Annotated in this window: 12 protein-coding genes; 2 read left to right on the plus strand and 10 right to left on the minus strand. The window is 66.2% G+C overall.

The features are described from left to right. Positions 1 to 213: 213 nt before the first annotated feature. From SZ63_RS04980 to SZ63_RS05010, 7 genes are all read right to left on the minus strand, one after another. Complete coding sequence (locus SZ63_RS04980) at positions 214 to 4,077, minus strand: DNA-directed DNA polymerase II large subunit (RefSeq protein ID WP_048182085.1); 3,864 nt, start codon at positions 4,075 to 4,077, stop codon at positions 214 to 216. A gap of 88 nt (positions 4,078 to 4,165) precedes the next feature. Beyond that, complete coding sequence (locus tag SZ63_RS04985; RefSeq protein WP_048182087.1) at positions 4,166 to 4,759, minus strand: CheB methylesterase domain-containing protein; 594 nt, start codon at positions 4,757 to 4,759, stop codon at positions 4,166 to 4,168. Positions 4,760 to 4,771: 12 nt separating this feature from the next. Continuing rightward, the gene (locus tag SZ63_RS04990; RefSeq protein WP_048182090.1) at positions 4,772 to 5,158 is read right to left on the minus strand and encodes a response regulator; all 387 of its coding nucleotides are present in this window, start codon (positions 5,156 to 5,158) and stop codon (positions 4,772 to 4,774) included. Between the two features lie 76 nt (positions 5,159 to 5,234). Next, on the minus strand, positions 5,235 to 7,100 hold the full coding sequence (locus tag SZ63_RS12395) for a sensor histidine kinase (RefSeq protein ID WP_052959063.1): 1,866 nt from the start codon (positions 7,098 to 7,100) through the stop codon (positions 5,235 to 5,237). Positions 7,101 to 7,129: 29 nt separating this feature from the next. After that, positions 7,130 to 7,657, minus strand: a complete 528-nt coding sequence (locus SZ63_RS05000; RefSeq protein WP_048182093.1) for a HEAT repeat domain-containing protein — start codon at positions 7,655 to 7,657, stop codon at positions 7,130 to 7,132. 26 nt (positions 7,658 to 7,683) lie between these two features. Next, complete coding sequence (locus SZ63_RS05005) at positions 7,684 to 8,883, minus strand: HEAT repeat domain-containing protein (protein ID WP_048182096.1); 1,200 nt, start codon at positions 8,881 to 8,883, stop codon at positions 7,684 to 7,686. A 57-nt stretch (positions 8,884 to 8,940) separates the two neighbouring features. Further along, positions 8,941 to 9,495 (minus strand): type 1 glutamine amidotransferase domain-containing protein, encoded by a 555-nt coding sequence (locus SZ63_RS05010; RefSeq protein ID WP_048182101.1) that lies wholly within the window; start codon positions 9,493 to 9,495, stop codon positions 8,941 to 8,943. A gap of 175 nt (positions 9,496 to 9,670) precedes the next feature. Between SZ63_RS05010 and SZ63_RS05015 the strand changes: the two genes are divergently transcribed. Then, positions 9,671 to 12,391: a cation-translocating P-type ATPase gene (locus tag SZ63_RS05015; RefSeq protein WP_048182106.1), complete on the plus strand. Its 2,721-nt coding sequence runs from the start codon at positions 9,671 to 9,673 to the stop codon at positions 12,389 to 12,391. A 215-nt stretch (positions 12,392 to 12,606) separates the two neighbouring features. Continuing rightward, on the plus strand, positions 12,607 to 13,887 hold the full coding sequence (locus tag SZ63_RS05020) for an ArsB/NhaD family transporter (protein WP_048182111.1): 1,281 nt from the start codon (positions 12,607 to 12,609) through the stop codon (positions 13,885 to 13,887). A gap of 7 nt (positions 13,888 to 13,894) precedes the next feature. Here SZ63_RS05020 and SZ63_RS05025 read toward each other — a convergent pair whose 3' ends face one another. The 3 genes from SZ63_RS05025 to glnA all read right to left on the minus strand — a co-directional run bounded on the left by SZ63_RS05025 (position 13,895) and on the right by glnA (position 15,978). After that, the gene (locus SZ63_RS05025; RefSeq protein WP_048182117.1) at positions 13,895 to 14,149 is read right to left on the minus strand and encodes a HEAT repeat domain-containing protein; all 255 of its coding nucleotides are present in this window, start codon (positions 14,147 to 14,149) and stop codon (positions 13,895 to 13,897) included. Positions 14,150 to 14,212: 63 nt separating this feature from the next. Beyond that, positions 14,213 to 14,485 carry a HEAT repeat domain-containing protein gene (locus tag SZ63_RS05030; protein WP_048182122.1) on the minus strand — a complete coding sequence of 91 codons (273 nt, stop codon included), beginning with the start codon at positions 14,483 to 14,485 and terminating at the stop codon, positions 14,213 to 14,215. Between the two features lie 164 nt (positions 14,486 to 14,649). Beyond that, a complete protein-coding gene (gene glnA, locus SZ63_RS05035; protein WP_048182127.1) occupies positions 14,650 to 15,978 on the minus strand; it encodes a type I glutamate--ammonia ligase in 1,329 nt (442 codons plus the stop codon). Positions 15,979 to 16,079: the final 101 nt, after the last annotated feature.

Below are 16,079 nucleotides of genomic sequence, written 5' to 3' on the forward strand. Positions count from 1 at the left end.
GAGCACCGTCAGGTGAGAAGTGCGATGTTCCGTCAGGAACAGAGCTCGAGCACCGTCAGGTGAGAAGTGCGATGTTCCGTCAGGAACAGAGCTCGAGCACCGCAAGGTGCGAAGCCCAGTGTCCAGGTGGTGCTAACTCCGTTTTAAGTCGTCACACGAGGCTGCATTGCTCAATACCGGATGTCAAAATCAGTGAAGTGGTGCAACCCGCTCTCACATAAAATCCGCGAGCCCGAGCTGCTTCTCCGGGGGCTCGCCGAAGGTCGACTCGATCTGCATGAAGAGCACCTCCACCCGCTGCTTCGTGTACTCGGTTATCGCGTAGGTCCCGCAGATGTTGCGCGACATCTCCAGGTACTTCTTCACCGAGCCCTCGTGAACGGTCGGGATGACGTTGCCGCCGCAGCGGGTGCACTTCCCCGCAAGCGGCATCCGCCGGTACTTCGCGTTGCACTTCATGCACCGGACCTTTTGCTTCGAGAACGCGTTGAGGTTCCCCTGGAGGTCGCGGATGAAGTGGGTGTTCAGGACCCGCTCGGCGACGTCGTCCTCGTCCACGGCACGGATCCTCTTCGCGAGGTCGAGCTCCGCCTCGAGTTTGTCGAGCATCGACCCGAGTTTCGTGTAGGTGGATTCGAGCGGCCCTGCCGAGATGTTCGAGGTCGGGTGAGTGAAGGAGAACCCCTCGCACTGCGCCGGGGTCCCGAGCCGCCGCTCCACCCGGTCGACGTACTCGTCGAGGTCTTTCGGGTGGGCGTAGGCGAGGCAGCCGTTGTAGACCTCCAGCGGATAGCGGTCGCAGACGTCGACGTTGTGGCTCTCCTTGTCGACTTCCGACGGATCGATCCGGGTCGTCAGGACGAGCGGCGCGTCCATCGTCCCGCCCCGGGTCTCGGGGAGATAAGCGCGGGAGAAGTTGATCAGCCCGTCCAGGAGGAGCATCACGCAGTCCTCGTCGCCGTCGCACTGCCCGCAGAAGACGCCGTTTGCGACCAGGGTGTGGTTGTCGGCGACCGTCAGGCAGTAGACCCGGTCGTCGAGCGCCTGCACCGTCTCGCGGGAGACGACCTCGTCCGCCACGACGAGCCCGCCCTCCTCCACCGGGACGCGGTCGCCGACCGCGACCTCGAGGGCCTTGATCTTGCGGAGATAGTCCGTGTCCCAGACGAGCATCGCGTGGTCGGGCGTCACCGTAAGGACTTTCCCCCGCCTCGTCGCGAACCGGACGAGGTGCGCCGGGGCGCGGTGGACGGAGACGGACGTCACCTTCTTCAGGGCGGTCTTCCCCTGCGGATCGATGCTCCGGACGTAGAACGGCTGGCGGGGATCGGAGTAGAACGTTCCCACGTGGTCGATCCCCGGTTTCGAGAGATCGAAGTTCTCCGTCACGAACTGCCGGATGGGGACGGTCGTCCACTGCCGTCCGTCGGAGACGGTGATCTCCGTGTCGCCTGCAAAGCAGTTCCGCCGTTTCGCCGCGTGGAAGAACGGGTGGCCGTAGCCGACCGGCGCCTTCGAGAACCCGATAAGCCGGGCGAGAACCCCGGCGCTCGTGTGCGGGGCAAGCCCCATCAGGAGGTGGCCGACGAGGTCGAGAGGTTTCTCCGCCCGGTAGAACGGCTCGAGCCCGTAGATCCGCACCAGGAGATCGTCGACGAACTTCGCCACCCGGACGAGCCACTCGCCGCAGTCCTGCGAGACCAGGATGTCCTGGTGGCGGAGTTCCAGCACCTGGTCGTCCGAGACGAGTTCCCGGCCGTAGGTGTCGTGGGTGTAGCCGAGTTCACGGAGCCGTTCGATGGGGACGCCGACCTCGTCCGGCCGGAAATGGGTCAGGGGAAGGTCGATCATATCGTAGCGGACGGTGCCGTCCTTGAAGACATAAAGGTTCTGCAACGCCCGGAGGATCCCCTTCTCGATCGGCTCCACCGGCCGCTCGCGCGAGATCAGGCCCTTCACGCCCTTTAAAAGCGCGACCGAGGACTCGCGCACCCCGAGGCTCTCCATCGCCGCCAGGTACTCCGCTTTCACGTTGATCGTGACCTTCTGGAGACAGACCGTCGGCACGTTGCACCGGGGGCAGACATCCTGGCCGACGTCCTTGTTGCACTTCGGGCACCGGAAGACCGGGTTCGTGTGCGCCCCGCACTCGCAGAGGTTCTTGTAGGTGAAGGCACCGCAGGCGGGGCACTGCCGCTCCCCGACCTCCGCCTCGATCACCCCGCCGTCGGTGTTCGACCGGGGTTTCGAGGAGCAGGCCGCCTGGAACGACCGGCGGGCGCCGCCGTCGTCGCCGATCGGAAAGAGGGAGTGGGGCGGCGGGCGCATCTCCCGCGGCTTCGACTTCCCCGGCCGCCCCATCCGGCCGCCGATCCGGGTTCCCGCCCGCGAGCGCACCGAAAAGCCCGAAAGGTGCATCACGAGGTCGAGCGGGTTCTCCATCGGCGCGTCCTGCCACGCCGGCCGCTTCGTGAGTTGCAGCGTCAGCCCGAGACAGGCGAGGAGCACCAGGTGCTCGCCGATCGCCAGCCGGTCCCCCGAGAGGTGATGGGGAACCAGGATCTCCTCGAGGATCGCCTTCGTCTCCGGGGTGTTTCGGATCATCAGCATCCCGTCCTCGATCGTCCCGTCGGCGCTGACCGCCTCCGCGAGGCGGGCGATATCGGCCGGGGCAATGTCGTCCCACATGTAGGTGTAGTCGGGGTGGAGCGGAGCCCCATCGAGCGCGAACTCGATCGCTTCGAGCTCGTTTTCAGGGTGGCGGGGGCCCCCCTCGAGCATCCACCACTCCTCGCAGTAGGCCGGGGGCATCAGCGGGTGGTTGTTCTCCATGAACTCCCCGAAACTGACCAGCATCTCGCCGACGTCCAGGATCTCGTCCACCTGCCCCGCGAGCCGCCGGGCCTCCGCCGCGTCGTCCACCCGGCGCACCTCCCCGCTCCGGAGTTTGACCGTCGGCCCCTGGATCGAGTCCACCGGCACGACCCCCGCCGCCTTCCCCGGCCGCTCGACCTTCATCTGCGTCCCGACCGCGAGGAAGTCGCCGAGGATGTGCAGCGTCGCCGGGTTGAAACCCGCGGCCGCAAACCCGGTGTTCCGCGCCCGGCCGAGGCGCAGCCGGAACCCGCCCTTCCGCATCGGGTACGAGAAGACCGGCCGGCCGCCGATCAGGTCGCGGATGTACTTGTCTTTCGGCTTGATCGCGGAGCTCGCATCGTCGTCGTCGCTCTTCGCCGAGGCGCCGCCGCCGATCAAGTCCTCGAGCCAGTCCCAGCCCTGTATCTTCATCTTCCGGACGTTCTTCTGGACCTTCGGGGCCTTCAGCGCCAGCCCTTCCGCGACGACGAGCGCCATCCCGCCCCGGACGGTGTTCGTCTCCACCCGCTCCAGATTCCGGTAGCCGCTCACCTCCTGCTGCTCCGTCGGCTCGCCGTCGATGCAGACCGGACAGTTCTCGATGATCATCCGGAGTTCCTTCTCGCTCGGGAGATACTGGAGACTCATGATGTTGTTGTACTGCCGGATCTCCTCGATGTAGCGCTCCACCTCCTCGGGGCGGGGGATGTAGCGGTTGATCCCGAGCGTCTGGCGCACGTAGTCGCCCACCAGCACCGAGAGCGCCTGCGCCGTCCCGCCGGCGCTCCGGATGGGGCCCGCGTAGTAGATCTTCAGGTATTCCGTCCCGTCGTCGTTCTTTCCGAGACTGACCTTTCCAATCCCCTCCGTCGGGGCGGCCACCACGCCCTCCGTCAGGAGCGCCATCGCCGCGCGGATGGCGTGGTCGAGGATCTCCTCCGGCGTGGTCTCGCCGAACTTTCGTGCCGCAAAATCGTCGCCGATGCGGAGCGCCGCCTCTTCGCGGGACATCTCCTGCTCGAGCTCCCGTATCCGGGCCGCGATCCCCTTGTAACCGAGGAGCGCCTCCACGCGGTCGGCGAGGTCGCTTGCCACCGGGATCTCGACCTCCGTCCTCGGATCGAGTCCCCGGGCCCGTGCGGCGGCGGCGAGCCGCATCGCGGACTCAAGCCCGGACATCAGTTCCTCGAAGTACCGGGCGGTAGCAGGCGAGACCTCCATGCATGAAGTATGGGCCCTTCACGCATTTAGAGCAGTCGTTTACGTCCGCGGACCCCGGTTCCGGCAGGCTGTAAAAGAGGGTTGAGCGTCAGAGAATCCCGGCGAAACGGATGATATTCTCGCGGATCCCTTCCGGCGGGAGCATCTGGTCCACCCGCCCGGTCGCGAACGCGGCGCGGGGCATGTAGTGGATGGCGCATGTCCGGAGAGCCTGTGCGAAGGTGGTCCCCCCGATGGATTTGATGTGGGAGATCCCTTCGGCGCCGTCGCTCCCCATCCCCGAGAGGATCACCCCGGCGAACCGGTCGCTGCCGCGCCGCTCGAGCGACATCATGGCGACGTCGATCGAGGGCCTGACGTACTGCACCTTCTCGTCGTTGAAGAGGCAGATCTTCCGGTTTTCGACGAGTTTTAAGTGGACGTCACTCGGGGCCACGTAGATCTTGCCGTGCTCGATCTCTTCGCCGTCCTCCGGAACCCGGACATCCATGAACGAGATCTCTTCGATATGCCGGCAAAGCGCGCTGTTCATAGAGTGCGGCATGTGCTGGACGAGGATGACGGCGGCATCGACAAGCGGGAACTGGGAAAAGACGACCTCGAGCGTTCGCGCCCCGCCGGTCGACGAACCGATGACGACGATCGTCCGTCTGTCGCGGGGAAAGGATAAGGAATACTCCATGCAATCTCCCCCTTACGGAAGGTAATTGAGGTACCCCTTCACGAGGGCCACGATCTCGTCCGGCTCGAACGGTTTCGTGATGTAATCGATGACCTGCTCCTTGAGACATTCCAGTTCCGCGTCCGGGACGTCTTTTGCCGTGAGCATCACGATGACGTTCCCTCCCATGAGATCGCGGTCGATCATCTCCTGGATCGTCTCCCATCCGTCCTTATGGGGCATCATGATATCCATCAGGATGACCCCCCGAAACCCGCCTGTAAGTTCCGCGATACAGGCATCGCCGCTCTCTGCGGCAACGACCCCGATCCCCTCCGGTTCAAGAAGTTCCTCCATCACCTCGAGGATGAAGACGTCGTCGTCGACGACCATAATCCGCCGGCTCGATTCCTCCGCCATCTGCTCCCTCCCCGGGACCCGCCGGGTTGTTCAGTAAATTCTCTCGCCCGGAACAGTATATAACCCTGCGGATTCTTTACAGCGTTTCTACCGCCTCGATGGTGAATATGATGGTCGAACCCCTCCCCTCTCCGGCGCTCTCGGCCCATATCCGCCCTCCGTGCCGTTCCACGATCCGCCGGCAGATCGTGAGGCCGAGGCCCGGCGAGTCGAGGTTGTGCCGGGAGGCGTCGGCCTTGTAGAACTCGGCAAACGCCTTGTCGAGCTGCTCGCGGGTCATGCCGATCCCGGTATCCCTGACCGAGACGACCACGGCTTCCCGCTCGCGGGCGGCGTCGATGGTGATCGTCCCCTTCTCGTCCTCCATGTACTTGACGGCGTTGGCGATCAGGTTGTTGAAGACCTCCCCGAGGAGAACCCGGTCGGCCCTGACGGTGATCCCGGCCGGGATGTTGTTGTTGAGGGCGATGGCCTTCGTCTTGAAGAGGACGGCGTAGTTCCGGAGCGTGTTGTCGAGTTCCGTCTTCAGGTCGAGGGGTTCGAGATCGAGTTCGACGTAAAGGGAGTTCATCCGGGCGAGCTGCAGGGTCTTCTGGACCAGGTCCTTCATGTAAGTGACGTTGTGGCCGGCGATCTCGAGGAGGCGCCGGAGATCCGGGTCCTGCTCCCGCGCGACGATCCTCGGCATGAGCGCGACCAGCGGCGTCAGGGGCGTCTTCAGGTCGTGACCGAGCTGCGATATGAACTCGTCCTTCTGGGCGAGGAGTTTCTCCACGTCGGCGGTCCGCTCCCGGACCATCGCGTCGAGTTCCTGGTTGACGACGGAGAGCTGGCTCCGCAACAACTCCAGTTCCCGGTTCTTCGCCTGGAGGTTCCCGGCAAACCCTTTGAGCGCCTCTTCCGCCTGCACCCGCTGGGTGATGTCGATCCCGAGCTGCAGCATCAGGGGCGACCCGTCCGTATCGGTGAACGGGTAGGCGTGAACCTCGTAAGTCTTCCCGTTCGTATGATCCCACTCCCAGTGCTGCGGGCTCCGGAGGGTGAAGACCATCGCCCCCTTGCAGGGTTTGCAGGGCCTTCGGGAGCCGCGCTGCACCTCGTAGCAGAGCCCGCCCTCCGGATCGCCGAAGGTCTCCCGGAACGCCCTGTTGGCGAACCGGACGGTGTGATCCTCCCCCTGCAGGGTGACGTAAGCGGGAAGGGTGTCCAGGATCGAGAAGAGACGGCGGCGTTCGGCGTTCAGGGCCGCTTCCGCCTCCTTGTACCGGGTGATCTCCGAGACGCGGCAGGTGACGACGACACCGTCGAGGCAGCGCCCCCAGAGAACGAGCCAGCATGTTCTGCCGTCCCGGCCGAGGAACTGCGTCTCGACGACCGCGTTGCCTGCGCCCGGTTGTGCCTGCGCAAAGAATCGCTCGCGGTCGTCGGCGTATGGCCATATCTTCGATACCGGGAGGTTCTCCAGGTCTCCTCTTGCATACCCGAGGAGTTCCGCGAAGTCGTGGTTCACGTCCGCTACCGTTTCGTCCTCCCGCCGGATAAGAAACGCGCCGCCTGGAGCCCGTTCCATGGCCTCCCTGTAGTGGATCTGCTCCCGGGCCGAGTAGCCGACGGTCGAGGCGAGCGACGCAAGAGCAACCATGGCGACGAAGGGGAGAAATATGCTCGGGTTCGGGGGATAGGCGCGCCCTGCCGTGGCGCCGAGATAGGCGAGCCCGAGCACGGTGGCGGCAACGATTCCCTTCTCGCGGTAGAGGTAGCCGACCGCCGCGGCCGGGACGAAGAGAAGGGCCCAGAGAACGAGGTTGGTGCCGGGCGGCTCCACGAGAAGGGCGGCCAGTATCGCCGTGCCCGAAGCGCCGGCTACCAGAACCTTCCCGGGTTCACGGAGGTCGCCTTCCTGCAGGAGCCGGAGGGGACCCCCCGTCGTACGAGATGCCATCAGACCTTAAAGATCTGAAGGCGTCTCGATCATTTATTGTTCGCGGATCGGCTTCCCGTCTCCAGCGCCTCGGTGAGCGGCCCGGCGCCCGCCTCTCCCATCTTCCAGAGGAGGAGGGCGGCGCGTTCCTGTGTCTTCGGGTCGGGGTTCTGCATCAGGCGGAGGAGCGGTTCGACCGCCGGATCCCCGATCCGGCAGAGGGCCATCGCGGCGAACGGCTGGAGATCGGCATCGGCGTTCTCGACGACGGCGACGAGGGGTTCGACGGCGGCGGCGCCGATCCCCGCGAGAGCCGCCGTGGCGTACCGCCGGAAGTCGCGGTCGTCCGCGGCGCGCATCGCCGCGAGGAGGGGATCGATCGCCGGCTCCCCGATCCGCACCAGCGCACGGGCGGCGTACCACCGGACGTCGTTGTTGCCGGCCTGCATCGTGGCGATGAGCGGCTCCACGGCCGCTTTTCCGCTCTCACCGAGCTCGGCGGTCGCCGCCCGGCGCGCCGCGAGAGGGCCGTCCCGGAGATCGGTAATCAGTTCCTCGATCCGGGTTCTGTCAGTCATAGCGTTCAGGTGCACCCTTGCTGTTGTTATGTCTTCCTGATGCTGCCGAGCGCCTCCCGGGCGGCCTCGCGCACCTCCTCCCGTTCGTCTTCGAGCGCCCCGATCAGGAGATCCGCCGATCCGCGATCCCCGATCTCCCCGAGGGCCCGCGCGGCTCCCGCGCGAACGCGCCGGTCGTCGCCGTGCCGGAGCGCCATGGCGAGCGCGGGGACGGCGGGCTTCCCGACAAGGCCGAGGGCGGCGATCGCCCCCCGCCGGAGGAGTTCGTTCTCCGTCCCGAGCGCCTCGATGAGGGGCTGGACGGCGGGCTCGCCGATATCCCCGAGCGCAGCGCAGGCACGCTGCCGCACCTCCCCGTCCGGGTCGCGGAGCGCTTCGATGAGGGCCGCAATACCGCTCTCCCCCCCGATGCTCCCGAGCGCGATCGCCGCCCCCCACCTGACGCGCCCGTTCCCGTCGGAGAGGCCGGCGATAGCCTCCTCCCGGGCCGGCTCGCCGATAGCGCCTATGGCCAGGGCAGCCCTGCTCCGGACGTAGGTGTCTTCATCGTCGAGCGCGCCCATCAGCGCCGGGATCGCCGAGGGGTCGCCGATATCCCCGAGAGCGACCGCGGCCATCCAGCGGACGTCGACGTTCTCGCTCCTGAGGCTCTCCGTGAGCGGCCCGACGGCCGGAGGACCCAGTCTTCCGAGCGCCTCCGTCGCCTTCCACCGGACGCCGACCTCCGGGTCCGCGAGGAGGGCGGCGAGCGGTTCGACCGCGGCAGGATCGCCCGCGTCGCCCAGGCACCCGGCCGCCCGGTAGCGGGTATCGGGGTCGCGGCTCGATAGCCGGGCGATCAGCCTTCTCGTGTCCCGGTCGCACGCGGCTTCGCCGGAAGGCTCGCCTATACGAAAGTGGAGACCGCCGGCACGCCTGCCCGCGGCCTCGAAGAGGTAGCCGAGGAGGTATGCGGCGGCGACGAAGGCGGCCGCACTCACGAGGATGCCGGCGCCCGGGGCGCCGTAGAGGAGGGAATAGACGGTGATGTGGACCATGGCGAGCAGAACCCCGACGGCAGCCGCACGTCTCCGGTACCAGAACGCGGCGAGGATGAGCACCAGGTAGAAGAGATGGGTGTACGCGACCGTGCCGAAGGCGAGATCCAGGAGCACGGCGAGGATCGTGATGAGGACGATGACTGCGGGTCTGCCCCATGCCTCTCCCGACAGACCTGCAGGACTCATCCTGAAGAGGAGGTGCGGGCCGCACCCATAAAGAGTTTATGCGGTGCGGCTCCCCTCTCACCGCCGCCCTGCAGCCGCAGGACGGGCTTCTCGTCCGGCGGCTTCTTCGAGTTTCGCGAGCGACGCCTCGATGAACGCGGGGATGTCGTCCGGCTGCCTGCTCGAGACGATGTTGCCGTCGACGACCACCTCCCGGTCGACGTACTCCGCACCGGCGTTCCTGATGTCCTGCGCGACAGACTTCCATCCGGCGACCCTCCGGCCCTTGAGCACCTGCGCGGTGATCATGAGCTGGGGTGCGTGGCATATGGAGAGAACCGGTTTGCCGCTCTCGACGAAGCGGCGCACGAACTCGACGGGCGCATCGTGTGCCCGGAGTTTGTCGGGCGAGTAGCCGCCCGGTATGAAGAGCGCGTCGAAGTCGTCCGGCGAGAGATCCGATACGCTCCGGTCGATCGTGACCGGTGTCCGGTCCGCCTTCCCGTGCACGGTCTCCCCCGCGGAGAGGCCGACGTGGACGAGATCGTGGCCGGCCTCCCGGAACGCCCCGGCGGGCTTCGTGTACCCGACATCCTCGAACATATCCGTGATCAGGACTGCTATTCTGCTCATCGTCGTTCCTCCCCGGACCGGTCGCCCGGCCCGGCACCGGATCGGTTCGGCCGAAGGATATAATCCTGCCGGAGGGGCGGCGGAGCCGGGGCAATCCGGCCGCTGCTGCGCCGGTTCCGCGGCAGGACGAGCGATCTCTATACCTTTTTATAGCCCGGCGCAGAACCGGGAACATATGCCCGTGCCGACTGGAGAGTCTGCAGGCGGAAGGCCTCTGCCTGACTGGCACGCCCTCTCCGCGGAGGAGGTGCGCCGGGAGGTCGGCACGGATCCCGCGGGCCTCTCCACGGACGAGGCGGAGGCGCGGCTGCAGCGCTACGGGAAAAACGTCCTCCGCGAGGAGGCGCGGGAGACCCGGCTCCAGGTATTTTTGCGGCAGTTCAAGAGCATCCTCATCGTCATCCTGATTATCGCCGCTGCGGTCTCGTTTTTCGTCGGCGAAGCCCTTGACGCCGCCGCCATCCTCATCATCGTCGTCCTAAACGCCATCCTCGGGTATACGCAGGAGTGGCAGGCCGGCGAGGCGATCGAGGCGCTTAAAAAGATGCTTGTCCAGCACGCCGTGGTCGTCCGCGACGGGGAGCGGCGGGAGATCGATGCGGCGGGGATCGTGCCGGGGGACGTCGTGCTCCTGGAGATGGGGGAGCGGGTGCCCGCCGACATCTACATCGCCGAGGCGACGTCGCTTGAGGTGGACGAGGCGCCGCTGACGGGCGAGTCGTCTCCCGTGGACAAGGCGCCGGGCCGGCTCCCTGCCGGGACGCCCCTCGCCGAGCGGAGCAACATGGCGTTCGCCGGCACGACGGTGACGAACGGGCGCGGCCGGGGGGTTGCGGTCGCCACCGGGATGCAGACGGAGTTCGGGCGGATCGCCGGCCTCTCCCAGCGGGTCGCGGACGAGACGACGCCCCTCGCGCGGCAGATGGACCGGCTCGGCCGCGATCTCGGGCTGATCGCCCTCGGGATCGCCGTTCTCGTGGTCGCCATCGGCCTCCTGCAGCAGCGGGGCCTCCTCGAGATGTTCCTCGTCGGCGTCTCCCTTGCGGTGGCGGTGATCCCGGAGGGGCTCCCGGCGGTCGTGACGCTGACGCTCGCCATCGGCATCAAGACCATGATGCGGAGGAACTGCCTCATCCGCCACCTCCCGGCATCGGAGACACTCGGTGCGGTCTCGGTGATCTGCACCGACAAGACCGGAACGCTCACCCGGAACGAGATGACGGTCGTCCGGGTGCGGACGGCCGATACGGAGGTCGCGGTCACCGGGGCCGGGTATCTTCCGATGGGCGCGTTCCTCCTTGAGGAAAAACCCGTCGACCCGCTCGCCGACCCGGGGCTCCGGCAGTTCCTTCGCACCGTCCTCCTCTGCAACCACGCGAGCCTCGCTCTCGAGGAAGGGGGGTGGCGGATCCTCGGCACGCCGACCGAGGGGGCGCTCGTGGTCGCGGCGGAGAAGGCCGGGCTCTCGCGCGACGACGCGGCGGAGCCGGAGAGAGAGTTCTCGTTCAATTCCACCCGGAAACGGATGACGATCGTCTACCCCGGAGATGGGGGATACGTCGCCCACGTGAAGGGGGCGCCGGAGGTTCTCCTCGCCCGCTCGTCCCGGGTGCTCCGGGAGGGGGCGGCCGTCCCGCTCACGGAAGAAGACCGGAATGCGATTCTTCGCGAGCTCGAGGGATACGCGTCGCAGGGGCTCCGGGTGCTCGGGGCGGCCTGCCGCCCGCTCCCCCCCGGCATCGAGTGGACGGCCGATACCGTGGAGACCGATCTCGTCTTCCTCGGGTTTGCCGGGATCGTCGACCCCCCGCGGCCCGAGGCGGCGGAGGCGATCCGGCTCTGCCGGAGCGCCGGGATCGACGTCATCATGATCACGGGGGACAACCCGCTGACCGCCTACGCCGTCGCCCGGGATCTCGGGCTCTCGAGCGAGGGGGCGATGACCGGGGCCGAACTCGAAGCGCTCGGCGACGACGACCTCGAGGAGCGCCTCAAAACAACGAAGGTACTCTCCCGGGTCACCGCGGAGCACAAACTCCGGGTGATCGATATCCTCTCCCGCGACCGGGAGATCATCGCCATGACCGGCGACGGCGTCAACGACGCTCCGGCGCTCAAAAAAGCGAGCATCGGGATAGCCATGGGCATCAAGGGGACGGATGCGGCCAGGGAGTCGAGCGACATGGTGCTCATGGACGACAACTTCGCGAGCATCGTCGCCGGCGTCCAGGAAGGAAGACGGGAGTATGACAACATCGCCCGGTTCACCCGCTACCTCCTCTCCTCGAACGTGGGCGAGATCGTCGCGATCGTCGGCGCGCTCCTCCTCGGCCTGCCGCTGATCCTCATCCCCGTCCAGATCCTCTGGATCAACCTGGTCACCGACGGCCTCACCGCCCTCGCCCTCGGCCTCGAACCCGCCGAGCGGGACGTCATGCAGAGAAGGCCGCGCGACCCGCAGGAGTCCATCCTCACGCGCAACGCCTACGCCGTCATCCTCGTCCTCGGGGCCTGGCTAGGTCTCCTGACCATCTACGTCTTCATGGGCCACTACGCGGTCGACCTCGACCGGGCGCGGACGATGGCGTTTACCGGGCTCATCATCTTCGAGCTCTACAACGTGCTGAACTTCCGGTCGTTCCGGTATCCCCTTCACCGGATCGGGTTCTTCTCGAACCCCGCCCTGCTCCTCGCCATCCTCGGAAGCCTCGTTCTCCAGGCGCTGGTGGTCTACGTCCCAATCCTGCAGGCCTTCCTCGGGACCGCACCCCTGGCCCTCGCCGACTGGGGCCTGCTCGCCCTGCTCGGCCTGCCGGTGCTGCTCGCCGGAGAGATCTACAAGGTTCTCCGGTTGAGGCGGGCGCCGGGTGCGGAGGCGTCCCCGGCAGCGAGTTGAACCCGGCGCGGCAGATCGCCGCCGCCCCGTTTCTCGAGTGCAGGAGGCTGCACCGGCATTATCCCCATAGCAGTGCTGACCGGCATGGTTATGGGAGGAACGCGCATATCTGAATCCTGCAGTTCATTCTTCCCGGAGAGTTCCATGGCATATCGTCAATCTCTCGTTGCATACCCCGCCGTCCGCAGCCCCAACCCTCGCCGGGGTGGGAACGCGTGATCGGCCCGGCACTGATCGCCGTCGCGGTCTTCCTCTTCACCTACGCGCTCATCATCGACGAGCGGATCCATCGTGCGGTGGCGGCGATGTTCGGTGCTTCCGTCATCGTCTTCCTCCACATCGTCCCGTGGGAGAAGATCCCGGAGTACATCGACCTCGGCACTATCTTCCTCCTGATGGGGATGATGATCATCGTCAACACCGCCCGCGGCAGCGGCCTCTTCGAGTTCATCGCCATCAAGACGGCGAAACTCGCGAACGGGAGCCCGATGCGGGTGCTGCTCCTCTTCTCGCTCGTGACGGCCGTGACGAGCGCGTTCCTCGACAACGTCACCACCGTCCTCCTCCTCACCCCGATGCTGCTCTACATCGCAAGCGTGATGCGGATAACCCCCCTGCCCTTCCTCATCGCCGAGATCTTCTCCTCCAACATCGGCGGGGCGGCGACGCTCATCGGCGACCCCCCGAACATCATGATCGGGTCGGCCGCCGGCCTGACGTTCAACGAGTTCATCATCAACCTCGGCCCGATCATGGCCGTCGACCTCGTCGTCGTCATGGGGATGCTCGCCCTCATCTACAGAAAAGTCCTCCACGTCTCGCCCGACGAGCGGGCGGGGATCGAGAAGACGTTTGCGGATCTAAACGAGCGGGAAGCGATCCGTGACGCCTCGCTCTTCAAAAAGTCGGTCGCCGTCATCGCGCTCGTCATCGGAATGTTCTTCGTCCACGATCTTCTCGGGCTGGAACCCGCCCTCGTCGCCCTGATCGGCGCATCGATCCTCCTCTTCTGGAGCAGGCAGAATCCGGAGGAGATCTTCGAGAAGATCGAGTGGCCGGCGCTCTTCTTCTTCGGCGGGCTCTTTGTCGTCGTCGGTGCCCTCGTCGAGACCGGGACGATCGCGGCCGTCGCGGGGTTCGTCGTCGAGAACGTCCACTCGGAGGGAGAGGCCATCATGATCATCGCCTGGTTCGCGGCGATCGCCTCGGCCGTCGTGGACAACATCCCCCTCACCGCCACCCTGATCCCCCTGATCCAGGACATGGGCGTCTCGATGGACACTTACCCGCTCTGGTGGGCGCTCTCGCTCGGCGCGTGTCTCGGCGGGAACGGCACGGCCATCGGGGCGTCGGCAAACGTCGTCGTCATCGGGATCGCGGCACGGAACAACCTCTCCATCTCATTCGTGGAGTTCCTGAAGGTGGGAATGCTCGTGCTCTTCGTCACGGTCGGGATCGGCAGCGCCATCCTCTGGCTCAACTTCGCCGTCCTGTAGGCCGGTGCTACCGGGCCGCCTCGATCTCCTGGAGGCGGCCGACCACCCACTTATACGCGGTCGCGGCCGCCTCCCTGACCGAGGCGCTCGGATCCTCACTCTTCACCCTTGCGAGCGGCTCCTTCGCCCTCGGGTCGGCGAGCGTCCCGAGAGAGAGGGCTGCCTGCGACCGGACGAACTCGTCCTCGTCGTCCAGTGCCCGGATCAGTCCGTCGACGTCCCGGGCATCACGCATGGTATCGACCTCATCGATTGTCGCCATGGCAATCTCCCTGATCGTGTCGCGTAGACGTTCCGGGGATATATATGCCTTACCGGGTGCGGGCTACGATTCGCGGGGTATCCCCTCCGCCGCCTTCCGGTCCGCGAGCCTCCGCATCACCTGGGCGTGCGCGACCGACGCGGCCCGCCGGACGCCCGCATCGGGGTCCGAGAACTTCAACCGCTGCAGCGGCTCGAGCGCCCGTTCGTCGCCGGCGGTGCCGAGGGCTTCGGTTGCGGTCAGCCGCACGATCTCGGCCGGGTCCGAAAGAGCCGTGATCAGCCCGTCGATATCCCGGCGCCTTCGCATGGTGTCGATATCCTTTCTCTGCGTCATGTGTCTACCCTGTTCGACCGATAAGCGCATCTATGCGTTTTTGGGGATATGAACGTTCCTGCGGCGGCCGGATTTGCGTGAGCGATAGCGGCGGAATGAGGATACGGCGTTACACAGGTTTTCGGGGAGGTGCCGGGTGCTCCCGCCGCATAAGAAAAAAGAGTTCAGTAGGTCGCCAGGTACCGGTCGATCTCCCAGGGGTGAACCGTCGTCCGGTAGGCGTCCCACTCGGCTTCGGCAACGCTCGTGAGCGCCTCGACGACGTGGGGGCCGAGCGCGTTGCAGATGAGGTCGTCGGCGAGCAGCGCCCGGTGGGCCTCGTGGAGGTCTCCGGGAAGCGTCTCGATCCCGTTCTGGCCCCGCTCGGCGGACGTCATGTGGAAGATGTTCTTGTGAACGTCCACCGGCGGCTCGATCTCGCTCCGGACACCGTCCATCCCTGCCGCGAGCATCGCCGTGAAGGCGAGGTAGGGGTTGCAGGTCGGATCGGGGCTGCGGAACTCAACCCGGGTGCTGTTGCCGCGGGGCGCCGGGACCCGGACGAGGGCCGAGCGGTTGCTTGCGCTCCAGCTGATGTAGCAGGGCGCCTCGTAACCGGGGACGAGCCGCTTGTAGGAGTTGACCGTCGGGTTCGCGACCCGGGTGATCGCCGGCGCGTGTTTGAGCAGCCCGCCGATGAAGTGCATGCAGGTCTTCGAGAGCTGGAGGGGGGCGTCCGGGTCATAGAACGCGTTCTTCCCGTCTTTCGCGAGCGAACAGTTGGTGTGCATCCCGCTCCCGTTGATACCGTGGATCGGCTTCGCCATGAAGGACGCGTGCAGGCCGCGCATCAGCGCCATCGTCTTGACCGCGAACTTGAACGTGATGACGTTGTCGGCCGTATGCAGCGCGTCGCTATACTTGAAGTCGATCTCGTGCTGGCTCTCGGCGACCTCGTGATGCGACGCCTCGATATCGAACCCCATCTCGGTGAGTGCGAGAATCGCCTCGCGCCGGAGGTCCTCCGCGAGATCGGTCGGCGCGAGGTCGAAGTAGCCCCCGGCGTCCTGGAACTGCGTGGTCGGCCGCCCGTCGAGCATCTTGAAGAGGAAGAACTCCAGTTCCGGGCCGGTGTTGAAGACGTAGCCGTCCTTCGCCGCATCCTCCATCGCCCGCCGGAGCACGGCGCGCGGATCGCCTTCGAACGGTTTGCCGTCCGGTTTGCAGACGTCGCAGATGAACCGGGCGACACTCTTCTCCCGGGGCCGCCAGGGCAGGAGGTTGTAGGTCGAGAGGTCGGGTTTGAGCACCATATCAGACTCCTCGATCCGGACGAACCCCTGGATGGACGACCCGTCGAACCCGATGCCGTCGGTCAGCGCCTTCCCGACCTGATTCGCCGGGATGGAGACATTCTTGGGCATGCCCAGGAGATCGGTGAACTGCAGCCGGAGGAACCGGACGTTGTCCTGTTCGATGCGCTCGAGCATCGCTGAGATGTTGTCGGCACTCATATGGAAGGAAACTTCCTTCCAATATTATTTATACTTGACGGATCTAGATCTATCGGAGCGTTCCCCGACCACCCGGAGGTGGAGGGGGGCGGGTCGACCGT

Source organism: Methanoculleus sediminis, from assembly GCF_001017125.1.
GTDB lineage: Archaea > Halobacteriota > Methanomicrobia > Methanomicrobiales > Methanoculleaceae > Methanoculleus > Methanoculleus sediminis.

Bases quoted from the DNA above. Each gene is read 5' to 3' on its own strand.
- SZ63_RS04980 (WP_048182085.1), bottom strand. From the start codon at position 4,077: ATGGAGGTCTCGCCTGCTACCGCCCGGTACTTCGAGGAACTGATGTCC.
- SZ63_RS04985 (WP_048182087.1), bottom strand. From the start codon at position 4,759: ATGGAGTATTCCTTATCCTTTCCCCGCGACAGACGGACGATCGTCGTC.
- SZ63_RS04990 (WP_048182090.1), bottom strand. From the start codon at position 5,158: ATGGCGGAGGAATCGAGCCGGCGGATTATGGTCGTCGACGACGACGTC.
- SZ63_RS12395 (WP_052959063.1), bottom strand. From the start codon at position 7,100: ATGGCATCTCGTACGACGGGGGGTCCCCTCCGGCTCCTGCAGGAAGGC.
- SZ63_RS05000 (WP_048182093.1), bottom strand. From the start codon at position 7,657: ATGACTGACAGAACCCGGATCGAGGAACTGATTACCGATCTCCGGGAC.
- SZ63_RS05005 (WP_048182096.1), bottom strand. From the start codon at position 8,883: ATGAGTCCTGCAGGTCTGTCGGGAGAGGCATGGGGCAGACCCGCAGTC.
- SZ63_RS05010 (WP_048182101.1), bottom strand. From the start codon at position 9,495: ATGAGCAGAATAGCAGTCCTGATCACGGATATGTTCGAGGATGTCGGG.
- SZ63_RS05015 (WP_048182106.1), top strand. From the start codon at position 9,671: ATGCCCGTGCCGACTGGAGAGTCTGCAGGCGGAAGGCCTCTGCCTGAC.
- SZ63_RS05025 (WP_048182117.1), bottom strand. From the start codon at position 14,149: ATGGCGACAATCGATGAGGTCGATACCATGCGTGATGCCCGGGACGTC.
- SZ63_RS05030 (WP_048182122.1), bottom strand. From the start codon at position 14,485: ATGACGCAGAGAAAGGATATCGACACCATGCGAAGGCGCCGGGATATC.
- glnA (WP_048182127.1), bottom strand. From the start codon at position 15,978: ATGAGTGCCGACAACATCTCAGCGATGCTCGAGCGCATCGAACAGGAC.